This is a genomic window from Blautia coccoides (assembly GCF_034355335.1).
In the GTDB taxonomy this organism is placed as follows: domain Bacteria; phylum Bacillota; class Clostridia; order Lachnospirales; family Lachnospiraceae; genus Blautia; species Blautia producta.
Genome location: NZ_CP136422.1, coordinates 1,954,893 through 1,978,142 on the forward strand (window position 1 = coordinate 1,954,893; position 23,250 = coordinate 1,978,142).

Genomic DNA, 23,250 nt, shown 5'->3' on the forward strand with positions numbered 1-23,250 from the left:
CATGACATACAAAGGAGGCTGTATCCGCTTTGGCGGGGCAGCCTCCTTTGTATGTCCGTTTTGGTCACAGGTGGTCGTGACAAGAAGATCCGGTCTGCGCAGAATTAAGACAGGTGCTTAGATCAACTTGAAAAACCGGTAACACCCATTACACATACCCACGTGGATATATCTCTCCCCTTTTTCATTCTTTGCCGGGCAGTATATTTCTCCTGTTTCTAAATCCTGTATCCCCCGGACGTCCTCCCGATTCAGCACCACATCCATATCTGTGGGATAGTCGTGATAAGAAAAAATACCAAAAGTGTCATTGTCATACAAAAACAGGTTACATTTTGCCTGCACATTCAAATAGACATCCAGACCCTTAGAAAACAGTCTGTGAATGATTCCGTTTACTTTTCCCGGCAGCAGATACAAGTCTGCAAAATCATCGGGAATATCCAGAACATACAGGTGTCCTTTCCCATAAAAATCATGTGTCAGCAGCGGGAAATTGCTGTCCCTGGAAACAAAAGCCAGCTCACACCAGGTGGCGTTTGTCTTATACTGCAGCACATCTGCAAATATGGGTGATACGCCTTCGATACAAGCCGGCGGTCCGCTCTGGAATACGTCGGCCCAGTATTGTCTTCCTGCGGCCTTTCGTCCTGTGCAGGTGACCGAGGTCATATCCCGGATACCCTTATCCTGCACAGCCTTTAAAAATCCGCTGGTAACCGCGGCACTCCTGCCGGATCGGACGAAAGCCTTTAGCTTTTCCACGATATCTTTGTCACATGCCGCGCTGGCTGTGAGCAGAAGAACATCAGCGTTCTCATCAAAGAATGGCGTAGGCTCCAGAGGAAGTCCCGTCATACCCAGATAGTTCATGAGCTGATCCTCCCCATCCGCGTCAAATGGCTCATACATAGGGATACCCACCGGATTTCCAGTCATGGACAGAATCCTGTCGATCCGTTCCAACTGCTGGCCGAGAGGCGGCAGCGCAGGCATACCGATCAATTCAGAGAAGCTGAATAAGGTCAGTTCCCTGGCGCCTGCAAATAAAGTGAGATAAGCCTGCTCCAGCCATATGTTCAGGTTGGCATTGGAATCCCCTTGATCGATCCATCCTCCGCCGTTTTTTCCCGGCGCTGTATTCTCCATCAGCCGTATCATGCTGTAACTCAGATACCTCTGCAGATGCTGCTGGCTGTAGGTGGAGTGGCGGGACTCTGTACCTGTATAGATTCCGTCAAAGATATCCCTCTCTTTTTTAGGGTTATATCCGGTTTCCTGGTAGGACTCATACCAGTTTGGAAATTTGATGATGAATTTGCAGTTGGGATTCACAGACTTTGCGATAGAGACGATCTCCCGGGAGACTTCTTCCATCTGATCCAGCCGAAACTCTGCCCATGTTTTCTCTCCCTTGGCCTGAAGACAGTCACCACAGCGGCAGGAAGTATAGAAGAAATCATCCAGGATGATCTCATCAAAAAGGGAAGCGGTATATCGGACGATGTCATAGTATTTTTGCCGGTAAGCCTGATCTGTGAAGCAGAAGGCGTCAAATATGCGGAATTTTGTATCATTCTCCATACGTATGGTGGAGGTGATAGCTCCGGATACCTGGATACCCTCCTTCTCAAATAATTCTTTGACCTGCTTCATTTTCTCCTGAGGTACGTCAAAGGTTTCCCGGTGCGTGTCCAGATAAACCTTATCAAGTGGAAGGTATTTTGAAAAATACCGAATTCCTTTTTCCACCTCTTTCATATCTGCCTGTGCCAAAAACTCTCCGCGTACATAGGATGCCAATTTAAAATTCTTGTAGTGCTGCATAAAATCCTCCTCGTTGATATAATAAATTTACACAGGACCGCTGATTTTTTGCGTTCCTGTTATCTATGATAAAAGGGAAAACCGGATAAGGTTCTGTCCTCAAATCATTTTTTTGATGTATTCCGTGGGTGTCATACCTGTGCATTTCCGAAAGAGCTGGCTGAAATACTGGGGATTGTTCCCGCAGCCCACGGCTTCTGCCACCATGTATACCTTCTCTGTATTTTTCTCCCCATCGCAGTGGAGCAGCAGCTCCTGGGCTTTCTCGATCCTGATCCGGTTCAGATAGGCGGAGAACTTTTCCCCGGTCTGTTTATAAAACTGCTTGCTCACATAGTCCACATTCATGAAGAGATAATTATTAGAAAGCCATTTTAAAGACAAAGTGGAATCTGACAGGTGTTCCTTTGTGTAGGACAACAGTTTTTCAATAAACGGTTTATAGCTGCTGGAATGAGATGTGGGGAAAAAACGGTTAAAATTTCCCCGGAAAGAGGAGAGAATCTCCTCTGTGGTCTGTGCTCTGTTGATCAGGCGGAAGAATTCCGCTCCGGTGACAGCATCCGGTTCTGAGGCTGTCTGTGATTCCTGAAAAATAATATTGGTGATCAGAAGATTTAAGAAATCCCTGTCCTCGATGGTCTCCAGAAGGGAAAATAGTTCTTCCGAAAAGGCCTCGTAGGCAACAGCTCCTGACTCGTATCTCTGGATCATGGATCTGGCGCTCAAAAGACATCCGTTATAGTTGCAGATGGGAATTCTGGTATCCCCATCCAGATAGTAGATCTTGTCATAACGGATTGATTTTTGTATCAGTGTAATGAATAGTCCGGTCAGATTCTCAAAGTGTTCTTTTTCATGCTTCAGAGACACTGTCTCCCGGGGAAAATGCAGGCTGTCCAAAAAAGCATCGCAGCCTGGACACTCACCGTGGATGTCCTTTAAGACAAACAACAGAGTGTTTTTTACATAGAACAGATGAAATAAAAATCCCGGAAAATTTTCCTGCATATATTCACTGATTTTTAAAACACAGTCCCGCACATACTGCTCCTCCAAAAAAAACAGATAGTGAAGATCATAAGAGGTGCTGTGGAAATCCAAATAGCACTGGTAGGAATCAGCGATTTTAGAAGGATCTACCCCTCCTGTCACCCCGTCTGTCACCATGTTCCGAAACAGAGACTTCTCGAATTCAGCAGTCTGTTCCTCCACCACGGCAGACTGCTGCTGGATCAGGCAGTCTTTTTTTACATCTTCGATAGCGTCTATGATCTGTTTTTCATTACAGGGTTTCAGAAGATAGTGCCGGATTCCGTAGCGCATGGCCTGTTTGGCATACTCAAACTCTCCGTATCCTGATAATAGGATAAATTGAATGTGCTCCCGGGTATCCCTTAACTTCTCGATCAGTTCCAGTCCGGAAAGTCCCGGCATCTTAATATCAGTGAGCACGATATCCGGGTATTCGTCCAGGATCGCGTCGTAAGCCTCCAGACCGTTTTTGCACACATCCACAACCTCCACACCCAGGCTCTCCCAGTCGATCAGACTGCGGATAGATTCCCGTATGATCTTCTCATCATCCACAATGATCAATCGTAACATCTATATCCCTCCTATACTGTTTTCACCGCTGCTGTTGCTGCGTTATATTCCCGATTCCTTCTGCTGCTGTTCCCTGAAAGGGAAGCCGGATCATGGCCACAGCAAAGCCATCCTTGTTAAAGAATTCAAGACCATACTCTTTTCCATAGGTCAGTTGGATCCGTTGGTTGATATTGGTAAGACCAATGCCGAAGCCCTCCGGTTTGATGGTCTTGTCACTTAATTTTTCCAGTAAATGATTCGGGAAAGAAGAGCCGCTGTTCTCCACCTGAATATACAGATACCGGCTGTCGTGATACACGCGGATCAGGATCCGGCAGGTATCTACCATCTCCTCCAGGGCATGCTGAATGGCATTTTCCACAAGAGGCTGAATGAGCAGTTTGGGAACAGGTACTTCATTCAGAGCTTCGTCCACCTCCATAGTATAGACAAGCTGATCCTCGTAGCGTGTCTCCTGGATCGTCAGGTAGCAGTGGACAAAATCAAGCTCCTGCCTGAGCGGAACGGTTTTGGAAGACTGGGACAGAGCGGCTCTCAATAAAAAGCCAAGAGCTTCTACCATTTTGGAAATATCCTTCTCTCCGGAAGCTTTTGCCCGCCAGTTGATGGATTCCAGAGTGTTATATAGAAAATGGGGGTTGATCTGTGTCTCCAGAGCTTTTAGCTGCGCGTCCTTGACCAACAGCTCATTTTTATAGTTTACATGGATCAACTGCTGAATCTGCAGGGCCATCTGATCAAACTGCTGGTGCAGAAGCCCCAGTTCGTCTTTTCTCTCTGTATAGTCAAAAGGGAAATCGGCGGGGGAAAAGGTTGCGTCTTCACGGGCAAAGGACTGGATCTTGCAGATCAGGTTGTCAATGTGCCTGGTCAGGGAGCGGATAAAGTGCGTGGAGAGCAGGAGGCTTAACAAGATACTCAACAGAACAATGGCAACGAACAGGATTCTGGTGACTAGGATCGAATCATAGACCGTACCATAAGGAACCAGGCAGAAAAAGTCCCAGCCCACATTGGGGACTGTATTTTTGACCACAAAGTATTTGTCTCCGGACAAATTCTGGATGCGGTAGGGGTGCTCAAAGGGTTCCAGAAGCGTTTTGGAATCCTGTTCCGACAGGGTGATGCTGCTCTGGATCACGGAATCTTCGTTCGCCAGCAGATAGGAGGCCTGCCCGTATTGATTGGAAAAATGGCTGCAGTCTTCTAACATCCGTCGGCTATTTACCCGTATGATGACATATCCCAGAGAGTCCAGGCGCGCATTTTTGGTCCGCCGGATCTCCCGGACGAGAAAGAGACCATAGTCTTCGCTGTATTGTGTTACCCATGTGGAACGGCCCATGTGTCCTTTGGCGCTTTTTATCAATTCCCGGATCACCTCAACCGGGAGCCGGTCAGACAGAGGAATATAGGTTTTGGCCATGACCTCATCCCCGGCCAGCATGATATAGGAAAGACTGTTGTTTTGGTACTGCTGCAGATAGGACTCCAGGGTGGTGCACAGAGTGCTGTAAGAGGAAGGGTCCAGCGGCTTTCCGGAATCCTTGCGCATAGACAGCATGTCCTGTAACGTATCATCCGCGATCATAGCTGTGGAGAGTGCCTGGATATTGTCAATGTGGCTGCTCAGGTTAGAGGCTGAGTAGGACAGATTATCAGCAGTGCTGCTGTATAACAGATGGTTATTGCTGCGGACAGTAAAGTAATAAGCGAGCATGGAAAACCCGCTGATCAGAAAAATACATGCCAGCACGATCAGCATGATCTTGCGCCCTAACTTAAAATTGGATATGTTTTTCTGTATTTTTGTACCTATATTTTTAATCGTAAACATTGACGGCATCTCCCTTTTTCTCTCGTTAAAATGTTAGCTAAATTATATAAGAAAGTGTAAAGGAAAACAATAAAATAGAGCATAAAGTCGGTTTTTTTACATGGGACCTCGGTTTTTTTTATTAAGTTCTAAAATTCGGAATGCTATAATGCAACCAGAAACAAGGAAACAGGACAATGTGACAGAGCAGTGGGAACAGGTCATATAAAGAGCCATAGGGGTAGATTTGAGATTGAAATAATGGGAGGGAAAAAAGTGAGAGGCACAGAGAAATTAGACGCGTTGCTGAAGAATTTTGTGGAAATGGAGAGAGGGCCTGCGGGATGTGCGCTGACAGTGAGGCTGGGTGAAGAGATCCTCTATGAGGGATATCAGGGATACGCCGATGAAGGTGCAGGTAAAAAAATCGGAAGAGATACCGTGTATCGCATGTATTCCTGTACAAAACCCATTACGGCCGCTTCCGCTATGATCCTTTTGGAGGAGGGAAAGATTCTGTTGGATGATCCGGTGTGGTGGTATCTGCCGGAATATAAAAATCTCACCTGCTGCCATTACGCAGGAAATAACATGGAGACCCTGATACCCGCTGCTGACATGACCATCAAGCATCTGCTCACCATGACATCGGGTTTTACCTATGACGGGGAATGTAATGGTACCCAGCGGGAGACAAAAAAAGTGCTGGATGCCATCAAACAGGAAGGTTTTGTATCCACCAGAGAATTTGCAGGAAGGCTTGCCCGGGTTCCTCTTGCTTTTCAGCCAGGGAGCCATTGGAATTACGGACTGGGACTGGATGTGATGGGAGCTGTGATCGAGGAAGCAAGCGGTATGGGATTTGGAGAATTTTTGAAAAAAAGGCTGTTTGAGCCTTTGGAGATGCCAAACACAGGATTTTTTAAGGAAGAAATCCCCCGGGAGCAGTTGGCGGTGATGTACCGGTATCAGGACGGAAAAAGACTGCCAAATGAGTCGGAAGAGTATAAATTTTCTTCTGTATACCGTCTGGAAAGCGGAGGCGGGGGATTGTTATCCACCGTGGAAGATATGTCACATTTTGCCGGAATGATGGCCAAGGGAGGCATCTGGAAGGATAAAAGGATTTTAAATTACAGATCCATTGAACTGATGAGCAGGAATCATCTCAGGGGGGAGGCCCTGGAAGATTTCCAGGATACGCACCGCCATGGCTGGAACTTTATGTCCGGTTATGGGTATGGATTAGGCGTGAAGACCCTGATAGACCTGGCAGATTCCAACTGCCTGGGAAGTTCCGGGGAATTCAGTTGGGCCGGGGCTGCAGGGACACTTTTGTCCATGGATCCGGTAAACAGGCTGTCTGTGGTATATGCCCATCAGCTTATGCCTGATAACCGGGAGGAGTTCTGCCATCCACGGATTTTAAATGCGGTGTACAGTATCATCTGAGGCAGACAGCAAGTGTAAAAATATAGGAGGACAGAGGAATATGAGTAAATCAATCGCCATTGTGGAGACCAGCGCGGTTTCCTTTGCAGAGTTAAAAGAGCTGTGCCGGGAGATCATCCCTAATGTGAAAGTGACACAGATCATAGATGAGAGCCTGATACAGGAAGTAAATCAAAACGGAGGCCCCACACCTTTTGTAAAGCGCAGGATGTTTGAGTATTTCAGAAATGCCCAGGAGCTGGGAGTGGATCTTATCGTCAATCAGTGCTCCAGTGTGGGGGAGGCAGCGGACCAGATCGCCCCGTTTCTGAATGTTCCTATCCTGAAGATTGATGAGGCCATGGCTGAAAAAGCGGTACAGATGGGGAGAAAGATTGCAGTGGTGGCCACGGTGGAATCCACCACAGGCCCCAGTGTCCGGCTGATCGAGAAAAAAGCAAAAGAGCTGGGCAAAGAGGTGGAGGTGGACCTGCATCTGGTGGAAGGCGCGATGATGGTTCTCATTGAGAAAAATGACGCTGAGACACATAACAGGATGGTGCTTGGGGAAGTGGAAAAAGCCGCCAAAGAAAATGACGTGGTGGTGCTGGCCCAGGGAAGTATGACGGTGCTTCTGCCGCTGGTAAGCAGTATAGAGACACCTGTGCTCACCAGTCCAAGGCTGTGTATCGAGAGAGTAAAAGAGATTCTTGGAGAATAGGAGACCGGCATGAGACGAGAAGAAAAGCCCATTGACTGCCTGTTTATCGGGGGCAGCACCCAGGATCTCATGATGCGGGTGGAGCAGATGCCGGGCAGTGACCAGAGAGTACAGGCGTCTGAGTATGTGCAGTGCTGCGGCGGCGTATCTGCCACGGCAGCGGCGGCCCATCAGAGTCTGGGAGGCGTCACAGGCATGATCACCATTGTTGGAGAGGATGAGGCGGGGACATTTATCCGGCAGGACCTGGCGAAGCAGGGGTTTCGGGCAGTGCAGATGATCGAGACATCCCATTCCAGATCTTCTGTGAGCATGATCCTTGTGGACAGAGATGGAAGCCGAAGCATTACCCACTATGGGGGATGTATCTATGATCTGGAATTTGAGATGCTGGATAAAAACCTTTTAAAAAGCGCGAAAGTCATCCATCTTGGTGTGATGGGGGAGAAGCTGATGGTGGATCTTGCAAAATTCTGCAGGGAAGAGGGGGAAGTCCTGCTCTCTATTGACGGGGGAAATCTTCCGAGAAAACTGGCAGATCAGCTCCTTCCCTACACGGATATCTGGATCCTGGATGAGGCCACGACAGAGAAGACTCTGGATCTGGACGCGGAAGAAGCCTGCAGATACTATGCCTCCAGGGGAAAACAAGGGATGTTCACCGCAGTGACAAGAGGAGAAAAAGGGGCTGTGGGATTTGATGGGGAAAGCTTTTTGTATATGGAATCTATAGACGTACCTGTGGTGGATACCACGGGGGCGGGGGATAATTACCACGGTGCTTTCCTGTATGCCCTGGGACAGGGCTGGGAGCTTAAAAAATGTATGGAATTCGCAGGTGTTTTTGCCAGCCTGACCTGCGGCCAGATAGGCGGAAGAAAAGGGATACCTGCACTGGAAGAAGTGATAAACCGGATCGCTTGACCGGCTGTCCATAAGGAGGAAAACTATGAAGCTTGGAATGTATTCAATTGAATTGGAACGCCCTACAGTGGAAGAACTGTTTCAGTCTGTAAAGTCATATGGATTTTCACAGATGCAGTTTGACTTTGGATCTGTATGTGAAGAGCAGATGCCAGAAAGGCTGGATGACAGCCTGCTCTGCAGGATACGGGCAGCCGCGGATGCCAATCAGATCCAGATCGTATCCGTGAATGGGACGTACAACATGATCCATCCGGATCCGGCAGTGCGGGAGGAAGGCACCCGGAGACTGGAAGTGATCGCAAAGGCCTGCAAGACATTGGGATGCGGTATTGTCACCCTGTGCACGGGAAGCAGAAATGCGGATAATATGTGGAAGGGCCATGAGGATAATCAACTGCCGCAGGCTATGGAAGATCTGAAAAAAACTGTGACAGAAGCACTTGCGTCTGCCAGAAAGTATGATGTGGTCCTGGGTATTGAGTGCGAGCCAAACAACTGTATTGACTCTGCTGAAAAAGCCCAGGAGCTGTTGGAATATTTCGGATGGGACAGCCATCTTAAGATCATCATGGATGTGGCAAACCTGTTTCCGAAAGGACAGGCAAAAAAAGAACATGTGAGAGCATATATGGATGATGCATTTGAACGGCTGGGACAGCAGATCTGCCTGGCCCACGGCAAGGATATTTTGGAGGGGGAAACGCTTCAATATACCTACGCCGGCCATGGAATCGTAGATTTTCCGTATTTTATAGAAAAGCTTGACAGGGCCGGATATCAGGGGGGAATGATCCTTCATGGGATCAAGTCCGAGGAGGACTTCCAAAAAGCAGTTCATTTTATGTGCGGGCTATAAGTTTGTGACATAGGAAGATAAAAAAAGAAAGAGAGGCAAAGAGATGTATCAGGTATTGGATGTGCGTTTGCTGAAGATTCCGGGAACAGTGGAGGAACTGGCTCCGCTGGCAAAAAAACATGGTCTGGAGGGACTGGATGTCCCGGCGGCTATCCTGGATGATCCGAAGCGGGTAGAATCTGCCCAGGAGGCAATGAAAAGATATGATCTGAAATGGGGACTTTTACCCACGGTGGAAGATTTTTTTGACGACAGCGTGGATGAGAGACGTCTGGAAAAGGCAATAGAGATTCAGAAACGATGGGCAGAGACCGGAGAAAAAATGGGGGTAAAGTATGCATACAACCATATCTGGCCCAGCAGTGTGAGGCCCTTTGATGAGAACTTTGAATGGCATGTGAGACGGCTTGAAAAGCTTCAGAAAGTGTTTACGGACTATGGAATTCTGTATGGATTTGAATGTCTGGGACCATATGAGCTGCGGGTAAAACACCCTCATCCATTTGTACATACCATAAGCGGTGTGCTGTCCATTGCGGACGCGGCGGGAGGAAAGACGGGATTCCTGTTTGACACGTATCATTGGTTCTGCGGAAGCGGCAGGGAGGATGATCTCTACTTTGCGGCAGCGAACTGTGACCGTATGGTGAATTTGCATCTGAATGACGGAGCTGCAGGAAAAGGGCCGGATGAACAGGAAGATCAGGTCAGGGCCATGCCTATGACTACAGGGGTCATCGACGCCGCGAGAATCTACCAGCTCTTTGAAAAATACGGATACCAGGGGCCGGCTATGCTGGAGCCTATGATCCCCACCACAGACCGGTTTGCCGTTCAGGATCCTGAGACCAGTATTATCCAGTCGGCAGAAGCCTTCAGGCGTTGTGAAAGATGACAGCAGAGGAGAGATGAGATGAGTGTAAAAGAAATTTTATTAAAAGCAAGAGATGAGAGATACGCGGTGGGGTCTTTTTCAGCCAGATATCTTACGAATATCAGCCCTGTACTGCAGGCAGCCCAGAATTTAAATTCACCGGTGATCGTACAGGTATCCCAGAAAGAGCTGAAACGGTATGGAGGCAGTTGTGAGGAGTTTGCGCGGGAATACAGGCGCTGTGAAAAAGAACTGGATATCCGGGTGCCAGCAATACTGCATCTGGATCACACAAAGGATCTTCAGGTGATCCGGGATGCAGTTGCAGCCGGTTTTGACAGCGTGATGATCGATGCCTCGGAATATGAACTGGACAAAAATATTTCCATTGTAAAAGAGGTGGCGAAATACGCTCACAGCTACGGTGTGGAAGTGGAGGCAGAGCTGGGAAAAATCTCCTCCAATGACAGGATAGAGACGGATTCCAGTACGGAGCTGTACACAGATCCCGATGAAGCAGCAGAATTTGTGGATGCAACGGACGTAGATCTGCTGGCAGTCTCCGTGGGAACAGTACACGGGGCTTATCTGACTAGAAAACCCCATATCGAATTAAAACGTATTGAGGAGATACGGAGAAGGGTGGATCTGCCTCTGGTACTCCACGGGGCCTCCGGGGTTCCGGCACAGTTGGTGCAGGATGCTATTACACTTCCAAATGGCGGGGTGAGCAAGATCAATATTGCTACGGATCTGGAGCAGGCCTTTTTAAACGCGCTGGGTCTGTCACAATCCATCACCAACGAAGACGTTCCGAAAATCGGAGAGGCAGAGTTAAAGCTGGCGCACCAGGCTGTGACAGAGCTGGTGGAGGACAAGATGACACACTACCTTTTAAGCAGCGGACGGGTTTAAGAGAGGAAGAGGGATCCAATACTATGGGAATCAGAGAGACGTATAAGGAGAGATACCGGGTCAAACTAGGGTTCGTCCCCACCAGGAGGGAAACCTACAGTGATACCGCATTCCGTCTGGACCGTGCCGCGCAGACAAAGAAAAAAGTGGAAGCGCGCCTGAATGATCTGGGAGTGGACTTTGTAAACATCGACTTTCTCAACGAGGAAGGGCTGCTCTATAGAAGCAGGGATGCCGAGGCGGTGGCGGAACATTTTAAAAAGGAAAAAGTGGACACCATATTCATTGCACATGTGAACTTTGGATGTGAGGAGGCAGTCTGCCGTCTGGCATCTATGATGAAGAAGCCGGTGCTTTTGTGGGCAGTGAGAGATGATGCCCCGGAACCGGAGGGCTTTCGTTTCCGGGATGCCCAGTGCGGGGTGTTTGCCAGCAGCAAGGTACTGATGCGGTTTGGCCTTCCGTTTACCTACATCACGAACTGCTGGGTGGAAGAGGAGACGTTTAAGAGCGGAGTCACAGACTTTTTGTCAGCCGCAGGGGTGGCCAAGGCCATGAACGCTCCCAGGATCGGGCAGATCAGTGTACGGCCGGCAGCCTTCTGGTCTGTAAAAAGCAATGAGGCGGAGCTGTTGGAACGGTTTGGAGTGGAAGTGGTTCCGGTGACTCTGGTGGAGATGCAAAAGCGGTTTGAAAAGATCCTGGAAAAAAAAGACAGCCTGTTCCAGGAAGAGCTTGAGGGTATCCTGGGAAAGGCTAAGCAGGAGATCGTGGGAAGAGACGCAGTGGAGCGGATCTGCGCCATGAAGATGGCCATACGGGAATGGGCGGCAGAAGAAAATTTAAGTGCCGCCGCAACCCAGTGCTGGGCACCTTTCACGGATATTTCGGGGATCGCTCCCTGTTATCTCATGGGGGACAGCACAGATGAAGGATTCCCCATTGCCTGTGAGAATGACATTCACGGCGCAGTCACCTCCATCATGGCTCTGGGTGCCAACGGGGCATCCGCTCCCCCCTTCTTCGCGGATCTTACGGGGCGTCATCCCACGGATGACAATGCAGAGCTTTTGTGGCACTGCGGTGTATTTCCGCCCAGCCTTGCAGGGAATCAGGGTGTGACCATCGGATGCCATCAGGGAAAAGGTTTTAAGGGGGCAGGGCAGTTTGAGTTAAAACAGGGAGATATCACACTGCTTCGTTTTGACTCGCTGCGCGGAGATTACAAGCTCCTGTATGGGGAGGGAAAGACCACCACAGGACCATACAGCAAAGGAACTTATGTGTGGGCAAAATTCAGAGATTGGCCTGCCTGGGAGCGCAAGTTTGTCTGCGGGCCGTACATTCACCACTGTACCGGTATCTACGGAACGTACGCCCGTATTTTCCGGGAAGCTGTAAAATACCTGAACGGCGTGGAGGCAGACCCGGTGGAAACGGAATACCCACAGCCCGGTGAGAGGCTGTGGTAAAGGAGGAGGAGTCAGTTTGTATGGGGTAAAAACAAAAACGAGAAAAAATATTACAATGAACAAAAAGAGTAAAAGTGTGCAGTTGTTTCTGATGGTCCTGCCATTTCTGGTACTTTTGTTCCTGTTCAGTTACCTGCCGCTCTATGGATGGATCTATGCGTTTTTTGATTACAGACCCCCAAAAAGCCTTTCCGACTGTGCCTTTGTAGGACTGGATTGGTTTAAAAGTATGGTGGGCACGCCGGAGAAACGACTGCAGATACTTCAAGTGCTCCGCAATACCTTTGTCATGAGCGGACTGGCGCTTCTGACCTCCTGGCTTCCCATGGCATTTGCAATCCTGCTCTCAGAGATCAAGGGCAGACGATTTAAAAAAGCAGTCCAGACTTTTACCACGATCCCCAACTTTATTAGCTGGGTGCTGGTTTACTCCATTGCTTTTTCTCTGCTTTCCTCAACGGGTATGGCAAACCATCTGCTGCAGGCTTTAGGGATCACCACAAAGCCCATCCAGTTTTTGCAGGACAACTCCCATACGTGGCTGAACATGTGGCTGTGGGGACAGTGGAAAGGACTTGGCTGGGGAGCCATCATGTATCTAGCCTCTATAGCCGGTATCGACCAGGAACTGTATGAGGCGGCCAGAGTAGATGGAGCAGGAAGGTTCCGGCTCATCTGGAATATTACGATTCCAAGCCTTCTGCCCACGTTCTTTGTACTTCTGATCATGAACGTGGCCAACTTCCTGAACAATGGTATGGATCAATTTCTGGTATTCCAGAACGCGTTTAACACAGATAAGATCCAGGTGCTGGATCTGTACGTATACAATTTGGGTATCAAGACAGGCAACTATTCTCTGGCCACGGCGATCAGTATGTTAAAGAGCATCATCAGTGTCACTCTTTTATTCTGTGTCAACGGGATTTCCAAGGCGGTGCGCGGTGAGTCTATCGTTTAGAGAGGAGGGAAATTAAATGAATAAAAAGAGAAAACGGATTACCGGAGACAAGGTGTTTGACTTCTGCCTGATACTTTTTTTTACCGCATTCACAATTGTCTGCATCTATCCTTTTTACTACCTGATCATCAACACCATCAGCTCTAATGAACTGAGTGCTAACGGGGATATCATATTCTGGCCCAAGGGCATACATCTGCAAAACTACATAGATGTATTTAAGATTCCTGCTCTGGCAAACGCCGCATTTGTGACGGTAGCCAGAACCGTGATCGGCACGGTTGTCACAGTTCTGGGTTCGGCTTTTCTGGGATTTATGTTCTCTCAGCAGAATATGTGGGGGAGAAAGTTCTGGTACCGTTTTACAGTGATCACCATGTATTTTAACGCGGGTCTGATCCCCTGGTACATTACCATGAGGAACCTGCATCTGACCAATAACTTTTTGGCCTATGTGCTTCCTGCTATTGTGCAGCCGTTTAATATTATCCTGGTAAAAACTTATATGGAGTCTATCCCCACGGCTCTTCAGGAGGCCGCTGAGATCGATGGCGCCAGTGTGTTCAAAGTTTTCTATAAGATCATGCTGCCGCTGGCAAAGCCAATTATGGCCACCATCGCGATCTTCTCTGCTGTGAACCAGTGGAACTCCTTCCAGGATACCCTGATCCTGATGACAGAGCCGAAGCTGTACACCCTGCAGTTTTTACTCTACCAGTATATCAACCAAGCAAGTTCCCTGGCAGCCATGATGAAAAACGGAGCTGTCATGAGCACTGCCTCCCTGGCTACCATGCAGACGCCTACCTCCATACGCATGACGGTATCCGTGGTGGTGATCCTGCCCATTCTTCTGGTGTATCCGTATTTCCAGAGATATTTTGTAAAGGGTATTATGATCGGCTCTGTAAAGGGATAGAGACAGGCGTGGCCAGCGTGATATTTGGCTTGTGTAGGGGATGGATATGACATAGAATTAGTAGGAGGTGACAGCTAAACAAGGGGGATCAAAAGAATCTTTAAAAGTAAATGTATCCATAAAAATAATGAAGAGGAAAAGCAAAACAAGAAAGGGAGAAAGTTATGAAAAAAAGAATGAAAAAAGTTACAGCACTGATGCTCTGCGCAGCTATGACAGCATCTTTTGCGGGGTGTTCCTCAGAGAAATCAAATAATTCCGCAGATTCAAAAGACGCTTCCGCAGCGTCGAAAGAGGGCAAGGAAGACCTGCTCACCATTGATGTGTTTTCCCGTAATGTCAACTATCAGGGAATCCAGAGCGGCTGGTTTGCCAAGATCATAAAGGATAAGTTTAACATTGAGATGAATATCATCTCACAGAATATTTCCGGGGAATCCGTCTATCAGACACGCTCCGCAGCCGGCGAACTGGGGGATATTATCTGCCTGGATGCGGATAAGATGAAGGACTGTGTGGAAGCCGGGCTGATCTATGACATGACGGATCTGGCAAAAGACAGCGATGTGTTAAAACCTTTTGAAGAAGGTGCCGATGCATTTTCCGATTATTTTGGTACAGAGGGAAAGATTTACGCTTATCCGGTCAATGCTTCCGGCATTGCAAAGAACACAGATGCGGCTCAGGTGAGAAACGGCGCACCAGAGAACGGCTTTTATACCCGATGGGACTATTATTATGAATTGGGCGCGCCGGAGATCAAGAACATGGATGATATCCTGACTGTGAGCAAGCAGATGCAGGATGCCCATCCAACCAGTGATTCCGGAAAACCGGCCTATGCCTTTTCCCTGTTCCCGGATTGGGACGGAACTTCCATGACCTGTGCCGATAAATACGCGATCATGTATGGGTATGGACGCAATGACAATGGATTTGTGAATTACAAAGCAAACGGCAAAGATTACTTTGTGCTGGATGACGATGACGGAATCTACCACAAAACACTTGAGATGTATTTTAAGGCTAATCAGATGGGAATGCTGGATCCCGATTCCAGCACACAGTCCTTTGATGATCTGAATGCGAAAGTAGCGGACGGCGCGGCGTTCAACTCTCCGTTCCCCATCTACCAGTACAATACGCCGGAACACATCAGCGAGGGCAAAGGACAGGTATTTGTGCCGGTGGGCGATATGGATTATGCTCCTCTCGGACATTCCGTTCACGGCCAGGGCGCAGCTATGGCCATGGGTTCCACAGTGAAGGATCCGGAACGTGTATTTAAATTCTTTGAATGGCTGAATTCAGAGGAAGGTATGATGCTCACATTTGCAGGCCCGGAGGGTCTGACCTGGGAGGAAAAGGATGGAAGGCCATATCTGACTGAATATGGAAAAGAAGCGCTGCAGGGAGGAGATCCGCAGAATATCCCTGTGCCGGAAGAGTGGGGCGGCGGTAACTTCTCAGACGGAGGAAACCGTATCGTATCCTCAGTTGTCTATAAGATGGATACCAATCCTACATACAATGAGCCATACGATCCTTCCATGTGGTCTACCACAATGGACGAGAACCGTTCTAAAATTGACGAGCAGTGGACAGAAACCTTTGGGGCAAAATGGCCGCTGGATTATCTGAAAGAAAAGAATGCTCTGGATCCTATGCCCGGCAATTCCTTCCGGAAACCGCAGGATCCCGGTGATATCAAAACAAAACGTTCCGAGTGCGGGGAAGTGATCAAGGCTTATTCCTGGCAGATGATCTATGCCGAGGACCAGAGTACCTTTGATTCCCTGTGGAGCGAGATGAAAGATAAGATCAAAGGATTTGGCTACGATGATGTGGTGGCCTATGATATGGAGAACTTCCAGGAAGCAAGCCAGGCAATTCAGGAAGCAACGAAATAATGTAAATAAGGTATAAACAATGGTAACTGTTCAGCACCGCGGTTGGCGATGGGATTATTACCTGGCCGCTGAACAGTTACAAACGATAACATAATAAATAGGAGATAATGAGATGAAAAAAGGTATTATATTAGCAATCCTCCAGAAATATATGGGAGATAAAGAAAAACTGGATGAAGTGTTGGGAAAGGCAAAAGAGATGGGATATGAGGCTGTACAGTATATCATCCCAGACTATGTGACACCCGAGGAATACAAAGCACTGCTCGACAAACACGGGATGAAATATCTCTGCTGCGGTGCCAGCTTTGAAAAAATGTCAGAAGATCCCCAGGCGATCCAGGATGCCATCAAGATGTCCGATCTGTTTGAGACGGATTATATCGATGTGAACACCATGCCCGTGGAATACCGGAGTACAAAAGAGGGATTCAGGGAGTATGCAGACAAGCTGAATAAAGTGGCTGAAGTGGCGAAAAAAGCAGGAAAAACCATTCTCTATCATCCTCATGCCCTGGAGTACGCTTCCTTTGGTGACGGAGAGATCGGTATGGATATTCTGATCAATGAGACAGACCCGGAAGGTGTGAACTTTATCTTAGATACCCACTGGATGACCTGCGGCGGCGTCGTGCTGGCAGATTGGATCCGCAAAGTAAAAGGGAGAATGAAGATCATACACTTTAAGGATTATGCCATCGTTCCGGGTATCGAGAGCTGTGAACAGGTTGAGAAACGCTTTGCGGAAGTGGGACAGGGAAATATTGACTGGCCGTCTGTAGTGGCAGCCTGCAAGGAGATCGGTGTGGAGTATGCTGTGGTGGAGCAGGATTCCTGTTACGATATGGAGCCTTACGGATGTGCGCAGAGAAGCTATGACGGAATGGTAAAATTCGGGGCATAAAGGACAGGAGGAACCGAGGATGAAAGAAGTATTTAAGATAGGTATTATCGGCTGCGGGGACATCAGTACGAGAAATTATGTGCCAAATATCACCAGCCGTTTCCGAAACATGGAAATCTATGCTCTGTGCGACCTGGATCTGGAACGGGCCAAAGCTCTGGCAGACCGCCACGGAATTGCCCATGTACTTACTTTGGATGAGATTTTTCAGGAACCCGAGATCGATGTGATCGTAAACCTGACCAATCCCCAGGCCCACTACGATGTAAATATGAGGGCGCTTCGCGCAGGAAAACATGTTTATTCAGAAAAGCCCTTGGGACTTACCCTGAAGGAGGCTTCCGATATCACAGAGCTGGCCAGGGAGAAAAATCTGTATGTGGGATGTGCTCCGGATGTATTCCTGGGTGCAGGGGTGCAGACCTGTAAAAAGGTCATTGAGGATGGTGTGATCGGCGAAGTGATGAGTGCAAAGGTTGCCAATATGTATCACGGACCTGAGAATATACATCCCGCACCGGATTTCTTTTACAGAAAGGGTGCCGGTCCTATGCTGGACATCGGTCCTTATGGAATCTCGGAAATGCTGTATTTTATGGGGCCGGCAGTGGAGCTTTGCTGCTACGGGGGGATTGGGATCCCCCACCGGCCCATCAAGGATCACTTTGTGGACGTGGAAGTAAACACGAATTACAACGGTATCGTTAAATTCGCAAACGGAACCAGTGCCAGTGTGAATTTTAGCTGGGATACCTGGGGTGCCCAGAACGGTCCCTGCGTCCAGGTCTACGGCACAAAAGGCTCTCTGTTTTTATCCGATCCCGACAATTACGGCGAGGGAAGCAGAGTTCACGTGCTGCTGGAGGAGGATTTGAAGGGGGAAGACGGAAAGATTTCCAGGGAGAGATCCAGCAATGCAGATGCTTACAAGAAGGATATTCCGCTGATCTTTTCCTCTCCGGCTGAGAACAGGGGCCTGGGGTTGTGCGAGATGATCGAGGCGATCAAGGAGGGCCGGACAGCCAGGGCCAACGGCGATTTTGCCTGTCATGTGACAGAGCTTTTAGACGGCTTTAACATCGCCATCGCTACGGGAAAACCGTATCAGGTCCAGACGACTTTTGAGGGGACAGAACGTCTTCCGGAAGATTTTTATGAGAAAATGAAATAGGAATATAGGAGGATTTGACGTGATAAAAGGTGGATTACAGGCTTGTTCCGTGACGGATGCGTTTTTAAATGATCCTTATGGGACACTGAAGGAGTTGGCTGGCTACGGCTATCGATACATTGAGTCCGCAGGAACCATGTTTACAGAGGAACTGAAAGCAGAACTGTGTGAGCTGAAAAAAATAATGGATGATCTGGGCATCGTCCATCCCTCCAAGCACTTTAATATAGGAGATGACATTTATCAGGATATTGACAGGCTGCATATCATAGGCGGAGAATATTTGGTATTGGCTTCTGATTTTTTCAGGAGCAGGGATGACGTTCTGGAGCGCTGTGAGAAATATAATCAGCAGGGAAAGCTCTTAAAAGAGAATGGGCTTAAATATATCTATCACAACCATGCCCATGAGTTTCAGAAATTTGAGGGAAAATCCGCATTGGAGCTGCTGGTGGAGAATACTGACCCGGACTATGTGAATTTTGAGATTGATACCATGTGGGTATTCCGCGGCGGAGAGGATCCCGTGGAGGTCCTGAAAAAGTTCGGAAACCGTGTGAAGATGCTCCACGTGGATGATTTCCATCCGAAATATATGGAGCACAGAAGCTTCTTTGACGGTCTGCCCGAGAATACCGTCATCGACGGCGAATTTATGGGAAAATATAATTTTGATGTGGCGACAGATATCGGAACGGGAGTGATGAACATACAGGAAGTTCTGGATGCGGCTGCTGCATACAATGATGTGGAATATGGTTTTATCGAACTCAGCAGTGCCAATAGCGCGTACAAAGAAAATATGCTGAAGGCAGCGGAATTTGGAATCCGGGCATTGGAAAAATATAACGGTGTCTGCTTTGAATAAAAGGAAAAGCAGTGGCAACAGTTCAGCTTGTCTGAGCTGCTGCCAACTGCAGACAGTCAATGACAGATAGAGAAGAAGGGAGACTAATCATGGTCGAGAGAGTGAAGGTCGGTGTGATCGGCGCCGGCGGAATCAGCTATACATACTTAAAGAATATGACACAGACATTTCATATCACTGAGGTGATGGGAATTGCCGATATAGTGGAGGAGAAAAGCAGGAGAAGAGCGGAACAGTTTCAGGTTCGTCAGATGACCGTGGATGAGATCATAAATGATCCGGATATCGAGATCATAGTAAATCTCACTTATCCGTTATCCCACTATGAGATCAGCAAAAGAGCGCTGGAGGCAGGAAAACATGTCTTCTCCGAGAAGATGATGTCCACGGATTTTGCGTCTGCCAAGGAGCTTTATGACCTGGCAAAGAGCAAAGGACTGCGCATAGGCCAGGCTCCGGATACCTTTCTTGGGGGCGGGCTGCAGACAGCCAGAAACTTGATCGACAAGGGGATGATCGGCGAACCGGTGAATGCACAGGCTATGGTGGCAAGATGTTATAATCTGGCTCAGGATGAGAATCATCCGGATCTGCCGTTTGTGTTCACTGCGGGGGGAAGTATTCCCTATGATATGGGGTGCTATTACCTTCACGCACTCATCCATCTGCTTGGCCCGGTGGAACGGGTGACAGGATTGTCAAAGGCATTCCATGCCAAGGAGATGCAGCGCAATCCCAGAAATCCGGGATATCAGAAACCTTTTGATATGAAATTCCCAACCTCTGTGACAGGAGCACTTGATTTCTATAATGGGTGTTACGGAACATTTACCGCGATCAGCGACAGTCACAGGGAACAGACAGCCCGCCTGGAGATCTATGGAACGGAGGGTACACTGATCCTACAGGATCCCAACTATTTTTACGGACCGGTGAAGCTGGTCAGAGGAGACCGGGAGGAGGAGACAGTGGCAGTACCGCTGACTCACGGATACGGAAAAATGATACCGGAAACTCCCGATATGACCGGAGAGGAGAGGACCTGGAAAGACAGCTACCGGGGAATCGGTGTGGCTGACATGGCCTGGGCCATCAGAAACGGACGTGCCCACCGCTGCAGCGCTGAACTGGGACTGCACGCCATCGAAATCATCGACGGGATCGGAGAGAGCTGCAGAGCGGAAAAAATGTACCATATGACAACAAAGCCAGAGCAGCCTGTTATGATCCCACAGGGATTCATCTACGATACGGCGGCGGAAGCTTGTCTTGATACAAAATAAAAGTCAGAGATGCAGAGGAGACGGGAGTTGAAAGCTACCCGTCTCCTGTTTCTTTTTATTGTGTAAATCCTGGTGAAAAAGCGGATGAAAAAACGGATGGAAAAGCGGATAGGAAAACGAATGGGAAAAGAAAACGGATAAGGAGTTTAGGGATGAGAGAAGATGAGATTATTTCTTCAGGAAAAGGCTGTTTAGTGGAGCCGGAAGAAAAAGCGTATCTGGATGCCGTAAAAGGACTGGATGCAAAGATCGTGGTGTTGGATGATGATCCGACAGGAATTCAAACCGTGCATGGAATCTATGTGTACACAGACTGGGACCTGGAAACCATACGAAAGGGATTTGACGGGGATGAGAAGGTTTTTTATGTATTGACCAATTCCCGGAGCATGGGGGAGGAGGAATCTGTCAGGATCCACAGGGAGATTGCCTACCATGTGGCGGCTGTGTCAAAAGAGACAGGAAAAGATTTTCTGCTGGTAAGCAGGGGGGATTCCACTTTGAGGGGGCATTATCCCGCAGAGACAGCGGCTTTAAAGGAAGAATTAGAGCAGCAGGGATTCCGGACAGACGGGGAGATCCTCTGCCCATTTTTTCTGGAAGGGGGAAGATTTACCATTGGGGATATCCATTATGTGAGAGGTGCAGACGGCACTCTGACTCCTGCGGGGGAAACGGAGTTTGCCGGGGATGCCACGTTCGGCTACCGCAGCTCTGATATAAAAGACTGGGTAGAGGAGAAAACCCATGGAGCTGTCAAAAGGGAGGAGATACAGTCCATCACAGTGGAAGAACTGCGGGAGAGGCGGATCGATGAGATCATCCGAAAGCTGATGGATGTCAATGCTTTTGGAAAAATCATAGTAAACGCGGCCTGTTACGGGGATCTGAAGGTATTTGCGACGGTGTTTGCCAGAGCCGTTTCCCAGGGAAAACGTTTTATGCTGAGAACGGCGGCCTCGGCGGTGAGAGTGCTTGGGGGGATACCGGAAAAGCCGCTTCTTACCAGGGAAGAGCTGGGCGTAGAGGACAGGGGGACGGGCGGACTGATCGTGGTGGGTTCCCATGTGAATAAAACCACTAGACAACTGAAAGCTCTGGAGACATATCCCGGAATCTCTTTTCTGGAATTTCATGTGGGGATGGCGGCAGATAAGACCGCATTTTTAAAGGAGCAGAAAAGGGTAAGAAAACTGTGTGCAGAGCTGCTGGAGGAAGGGAAAACAGTGGCAGTCTATACAAGCAGGGAGAGGATAGAGGCAGGGAAGGCTGACAGGGAGGAAAATTTAAGGCTGTCTGTACAGATCTCTGATGCAGTGACGCAGATTGTATCCACCCTGCCTGTAATTCCAAAATATCTGGTGGCCAAGGGGGGAATTACCTCCAGTGATATTGGAACCAAGGCGCTGAAGGTGAAAAGGGCCTATGTGCCGGGACAGATCCTGCCCGGGATTCCTGTATGGATGCCCGGAAGTGAGAGCCGTTTTCCCGGAATCCCTTATGTGGTATTTCCGGGAAATGTGGGAGCAGATACGGATTTGCTGCGTGTGGTATCCATACTGGAAGGAAGACAAGGAGGAGTTGTGTGATGAGAACAATGAAATTGGGAAAAACGGGGCTTTCGGTGCCGGTGATCGCATCCGGCTGTATGCGGCTTAATGGATTAGATGAGAAGCAGGCTGCATCCTATCTGCACAAGTGCCTGGAGCTGGGGATTTGTTTTTTTGATCATTCAGATATCTATGGAGGCGGATACTGCGAAGAGATTTTCGCAAAAACGCTTCCCATGACATCTTCGGTGAGGGAGAAAATTATGATCCAATCCAAATGCGGTATTCTTCCGGGAGTGGGATATGACTGCTCCAAAAGCTATATCCTTTCCTCTGTAGATGGAATCTTAAAGCGTCTGCGCACAGACTATCTGGATGTATTTCTGCTTCACCGGCCTGATGCCTTGATGGAGCCGGAGGAGGTTGCGGAAGCTTTTGACCGGCTGGAACAGTCCGGGAAGGTCAGGGTCTTTGGTGTATCGAATCAGAATTCTTCCCAGATCCGCCTGTTAAAAAAATGTGTGAGGCAGCACATTGCTGTAGATCAGCTTCAGTTCAGCATCCCATTTTCCCAGATGATCTCCAGGGGAATGGAAGTGAATATGGATACAGACGGAGCAGAGGATCGGGACGGAGGCATACTGGACTACTGCAGGCTGGAGGATATCACGATCCAGGCATGGTCCCCTTTCCAGGCGGGGGACGGAACAGGTACTTACCTTGGAAATGAAAACTATTCGGATCTAAATTCGGTGATGGAGGAGTTGAGTGATAAGTACCGGATCACGCCTGCGGCTGTGGGGGCAGCCTGGATCCTGCGCCATCCTGCCAAAATCCAGGTGATCGCCGGGACCATGAACGAAGAGAGGCTTGCAGAGACAGCAAAGGCGGCGGATGTTAAGCTGACCAGAGAAGAGTGGTACCGGCTTTATCTGGCGGCAGGACACAGACTTCCATGAGATTTTTATCCTGCCGGCGCATTGGACAAATACGCTCCGCTTTGCCATCTGCCGTGTTTTTGGCAGTCAGCAGAGGAACCTTTACAAATACCGCAGTTAATGATAATATCAAAAAAACGAAGAGAGGATGATAACAGTGATGCTCTGCATTTTAAAAGCTCCATGCAAAGTCTGAGATGCGGACGGATTTGTATGGAGACGAATTTTGGGTGTAATGCCTTTTCGTCCGTCAGACTTTGCGTTCTTTGAATAAACCAAGTTTATGAAAGAAAGGG

Annotated in this window: 19 protein-coding genes; 16 read left to right on the plus strand and 3 right to left on the minus strand. The window is 48.6% G+C overall.

Annotated features, from left to right (window positions below; all coding sequences use genetic code 11):
* Window positions 1–117: 117 nt before the first annotated feature.
* From BLCOC_RS08565 to BLCOC_RS08575, 3 genes are all read right to left on the minus strand, one after another.
* On the minus strand, window positions 118–1,827 hold the full coding sequence (locus tag BLCOC_RS08565) for a hypothetical protein (RefSeq protein WP_115625023.1): 1,710 nt from the start codon (window positions 1,825–1,827) through the stop codon (window positions 118–120).
* A 99-nt stretch (window positions 1,828–1,926) separates the two neighbouring features.
* Entirely contained in the window at window positions 1,927–3,435 is a 1,509-nt protein-coding gene (locus BLCOC_RS08570) for a response regulator transcription factor (protein ID WP_115625024.1), read from the minus strand.
* 22 nt (window positions 3,436–3,457) lie between these two features.
* Window positions 3,458–5,275, minus strand: coding sequence for a sensor histidine kinase (locus BLCOC_RS08575; RefSeq protein ID WP_165907206.1), 1,818 nt, complete (start codon window positions 5,273–5,275; stop codon window positions 3,458–3,460).
* Between the two features lie 255 nt (window positions 5,276–5,530).
* Between BLCOC_RS08575 and BLCOC_RS08580 the strand changes: the two genes are divergently transcribed.
* From BLCOC_RS08580 to BLCOC_RS08655, 16 genes are all read left to right on the plus strand, one after another.
* Window positions 5,531–6,706, plus strand: coding sequence for a serine hydrolase domain-containing protein (locus BLCOC_RS08580; protein WP_165907205.1), 1,176 nt, complete (start codon window positions 5,531–5,533; stop codon window positions 6,704–6,706).
* 40 nt (window positions 6,707–6,746) lie between these two features.
* On the plus strand, window positions 6,747–7,406 hold the full coding sequence (locus BLCOC_RS08585; protein WP_115625027.1) for an aspartate/glutamate racemase family protein: 660 nt from the start codon (window positions 6,747–6,749) through the stop codon (window positions 7,404–7,406).
* 9 nt (window positions 7,407–7,415) lie between these two features.
* On the plus strand, window positions 7,416–8,330 hold the full coding sequence (locus BLCOC_RS08590; protein ID WP_115625028.1) for a carbohydrate kinase family protein: 915 nt from the start codon (window positions 7,416–7,418) through the stop codon (window positions 8,328–8,330).
* Between the two features lie 25 nt (window positions 8,331–8,355).
* Window positions 8,356–9,189, plus strand: coding sequence for a sugar phosphate isomerase/epimerase family protein (locus tag BLCOC_RS08595; RefSeq protein ID WP_115625029.1), 834 nt, complete (start codon window positions 8,356–8,358; stop codon window positions 9,187–9,189).
* A gap of 43 nt (window positions 9,190–9,232) precedes the next feature.
* A complete protein-coding gene (locus BLCOC_RS08600) occupies window positions 9,233–10,084 on the plus strand; it encodes a sugar phosphate isomerase/epimerase family protein (RefSeq protein ID WP_115625030.1) in 852 nt (283 codons plus the stop codon).
* 18 nt (window positions 10,085–10,102) lie between these two features.
* Window positions 10,103–10,978 (plus strand): class II fructose-bisphosphate aldolase, encoded by an 876-nt coding sequence (locus BLCOC_RS08605; RefSeq protein WP_242999066.1) that lies wholly within the window; start codon window positions 10,103–10,105, stop codon window positions 10,976–10,978.
* Between the two features lie 23 nt (window positions 10,979–11,001).
* A complete protein-coding gene (locus tag BLCOC_RS08610) occupies window positions 11,002–12,450 on the plus strand; it encodes an L-fucose/L-arabinose isomerase family protein (protein WP_242999067.1) in 1,449 nt (482 codons plus the stop codon).
* Window positions 12,451–12,466: 16 nt separating this feature from the next.
* Entirely contained in the window at window positions 12,467–13,411 is a 945-nt protein-coding gene (locus tag BLCOC_RS08615) for an ABC transporter permease (RefSeq protein WP_330412209.1), read from the plus strand.
* A gap of 16 nt (window positions 13,412–13,427) precedes the next feature.
* A complete protein-coding gene (locus tag BLCOC_RS08620; RefSeq protein WP_115625031.1) occupies window positions 13,428–14,330 on the plus strand; it encodes a carbohydrate ABC transporter permease in 903 nt (300 codons plus the stop codon).
* A 164-nt stretch (window positions 14,331–14,494) separates the two neighbouring features.
* The gene (locus tag BLCOC_RS08625) at window positions 14,495–16,240 is read left to right on the plus strand and encodes an extracellular solute-binding protein (protein ID WP_115625032.1); all 1,746 of its coding nucleotides are present in this window, start codon (window positions 14,495–14,497) and stop codon (window positions 16,238–16,240) included.
* A 112-nt stretch (window positions 16,241–16,352) separates the two neighbouring features.
* Entirely contained in the window at window positions 16,353–17,144 is a 792-nt protein-coding gene (locus tag BLCOC_RS08630; protein ID WP_115625033.1) for a sugar phosphate isomerase/epimerase family protein, read from the plus strand.
* Between the two features lie 19 nt (window positions 17,145–17,163).
* On the plus strand, window positions 17,164–18,315 hold the full coding sequence (locus BLCOC_RS08635; RefSeq protein WP_115625034.1) for a Gfo/Idh/MocA family protein: 1,152 nt from the start codon (window positions 17,164–17,166) through the stop codon (window positions 18,313–18,315).
* A gap of 19 nt (window positions 18,316–18,334) precedes the next feature.
* The gene (locus BLCOC_RS08640; RefSeq protein ID WP_165907204.1) at window positions 18,335–19,183 is read left to right on the plus strand and encodes a sugar phosphate isomerase/epimerase family protein; all 849 of its coding nucleotides are present in this window, start codon (window positions 18,335–18,337) and stop codon (window positions 19,181–19,183) included.
* 89 nt (window positions 19,184–19,272) lie between these two features.
* Window positions 19,273–20,466 carry a Gfo/Idh/MocA family protein gene (locus tag BLCOC_RS08645; RefSeq protein ID WP_165907203.1) on the plus strand — a complete coding sequence of 398 codons (1,194 nt, stop codon included), beginning with the start codon at window positions 19,273–19,275 and terminating at the stop codon, window positions 20,464–20,466.
* 152 nt (window positions 20,467–20,618) lie between these two features.
* Window positions 20,619–22,055 (plus strand): four-carbon acid sugar kinase family protein, encoded by a 1,437-nt coding sequence (locus tag BLCOC_RS08650; RefSeq protein WP_115625037.1) that lies wholly within the window; start codon window positions 20,619–20,621, stop codon window positions 22,053–22,055.
* The gene (locus tag BLCOC_RS08655; RefSeq protein ID WP_115625038.1) at window positions 22,055–22,975 is read left to right on the plus strand and encodes an aldo/keto reductase; all 921 of its coding nucleotides are present in this window, start codon (window positions 22,055–22,057) and stop codon (window positions 22,973–22,975) included. Before BLCOC_RS08650 ends, BLCOC_RS08655 begins: the two co-directional genes overlap by 1 nt.
* Window positions 22,976–23,250: the final 275 nt, after the last annotated feature.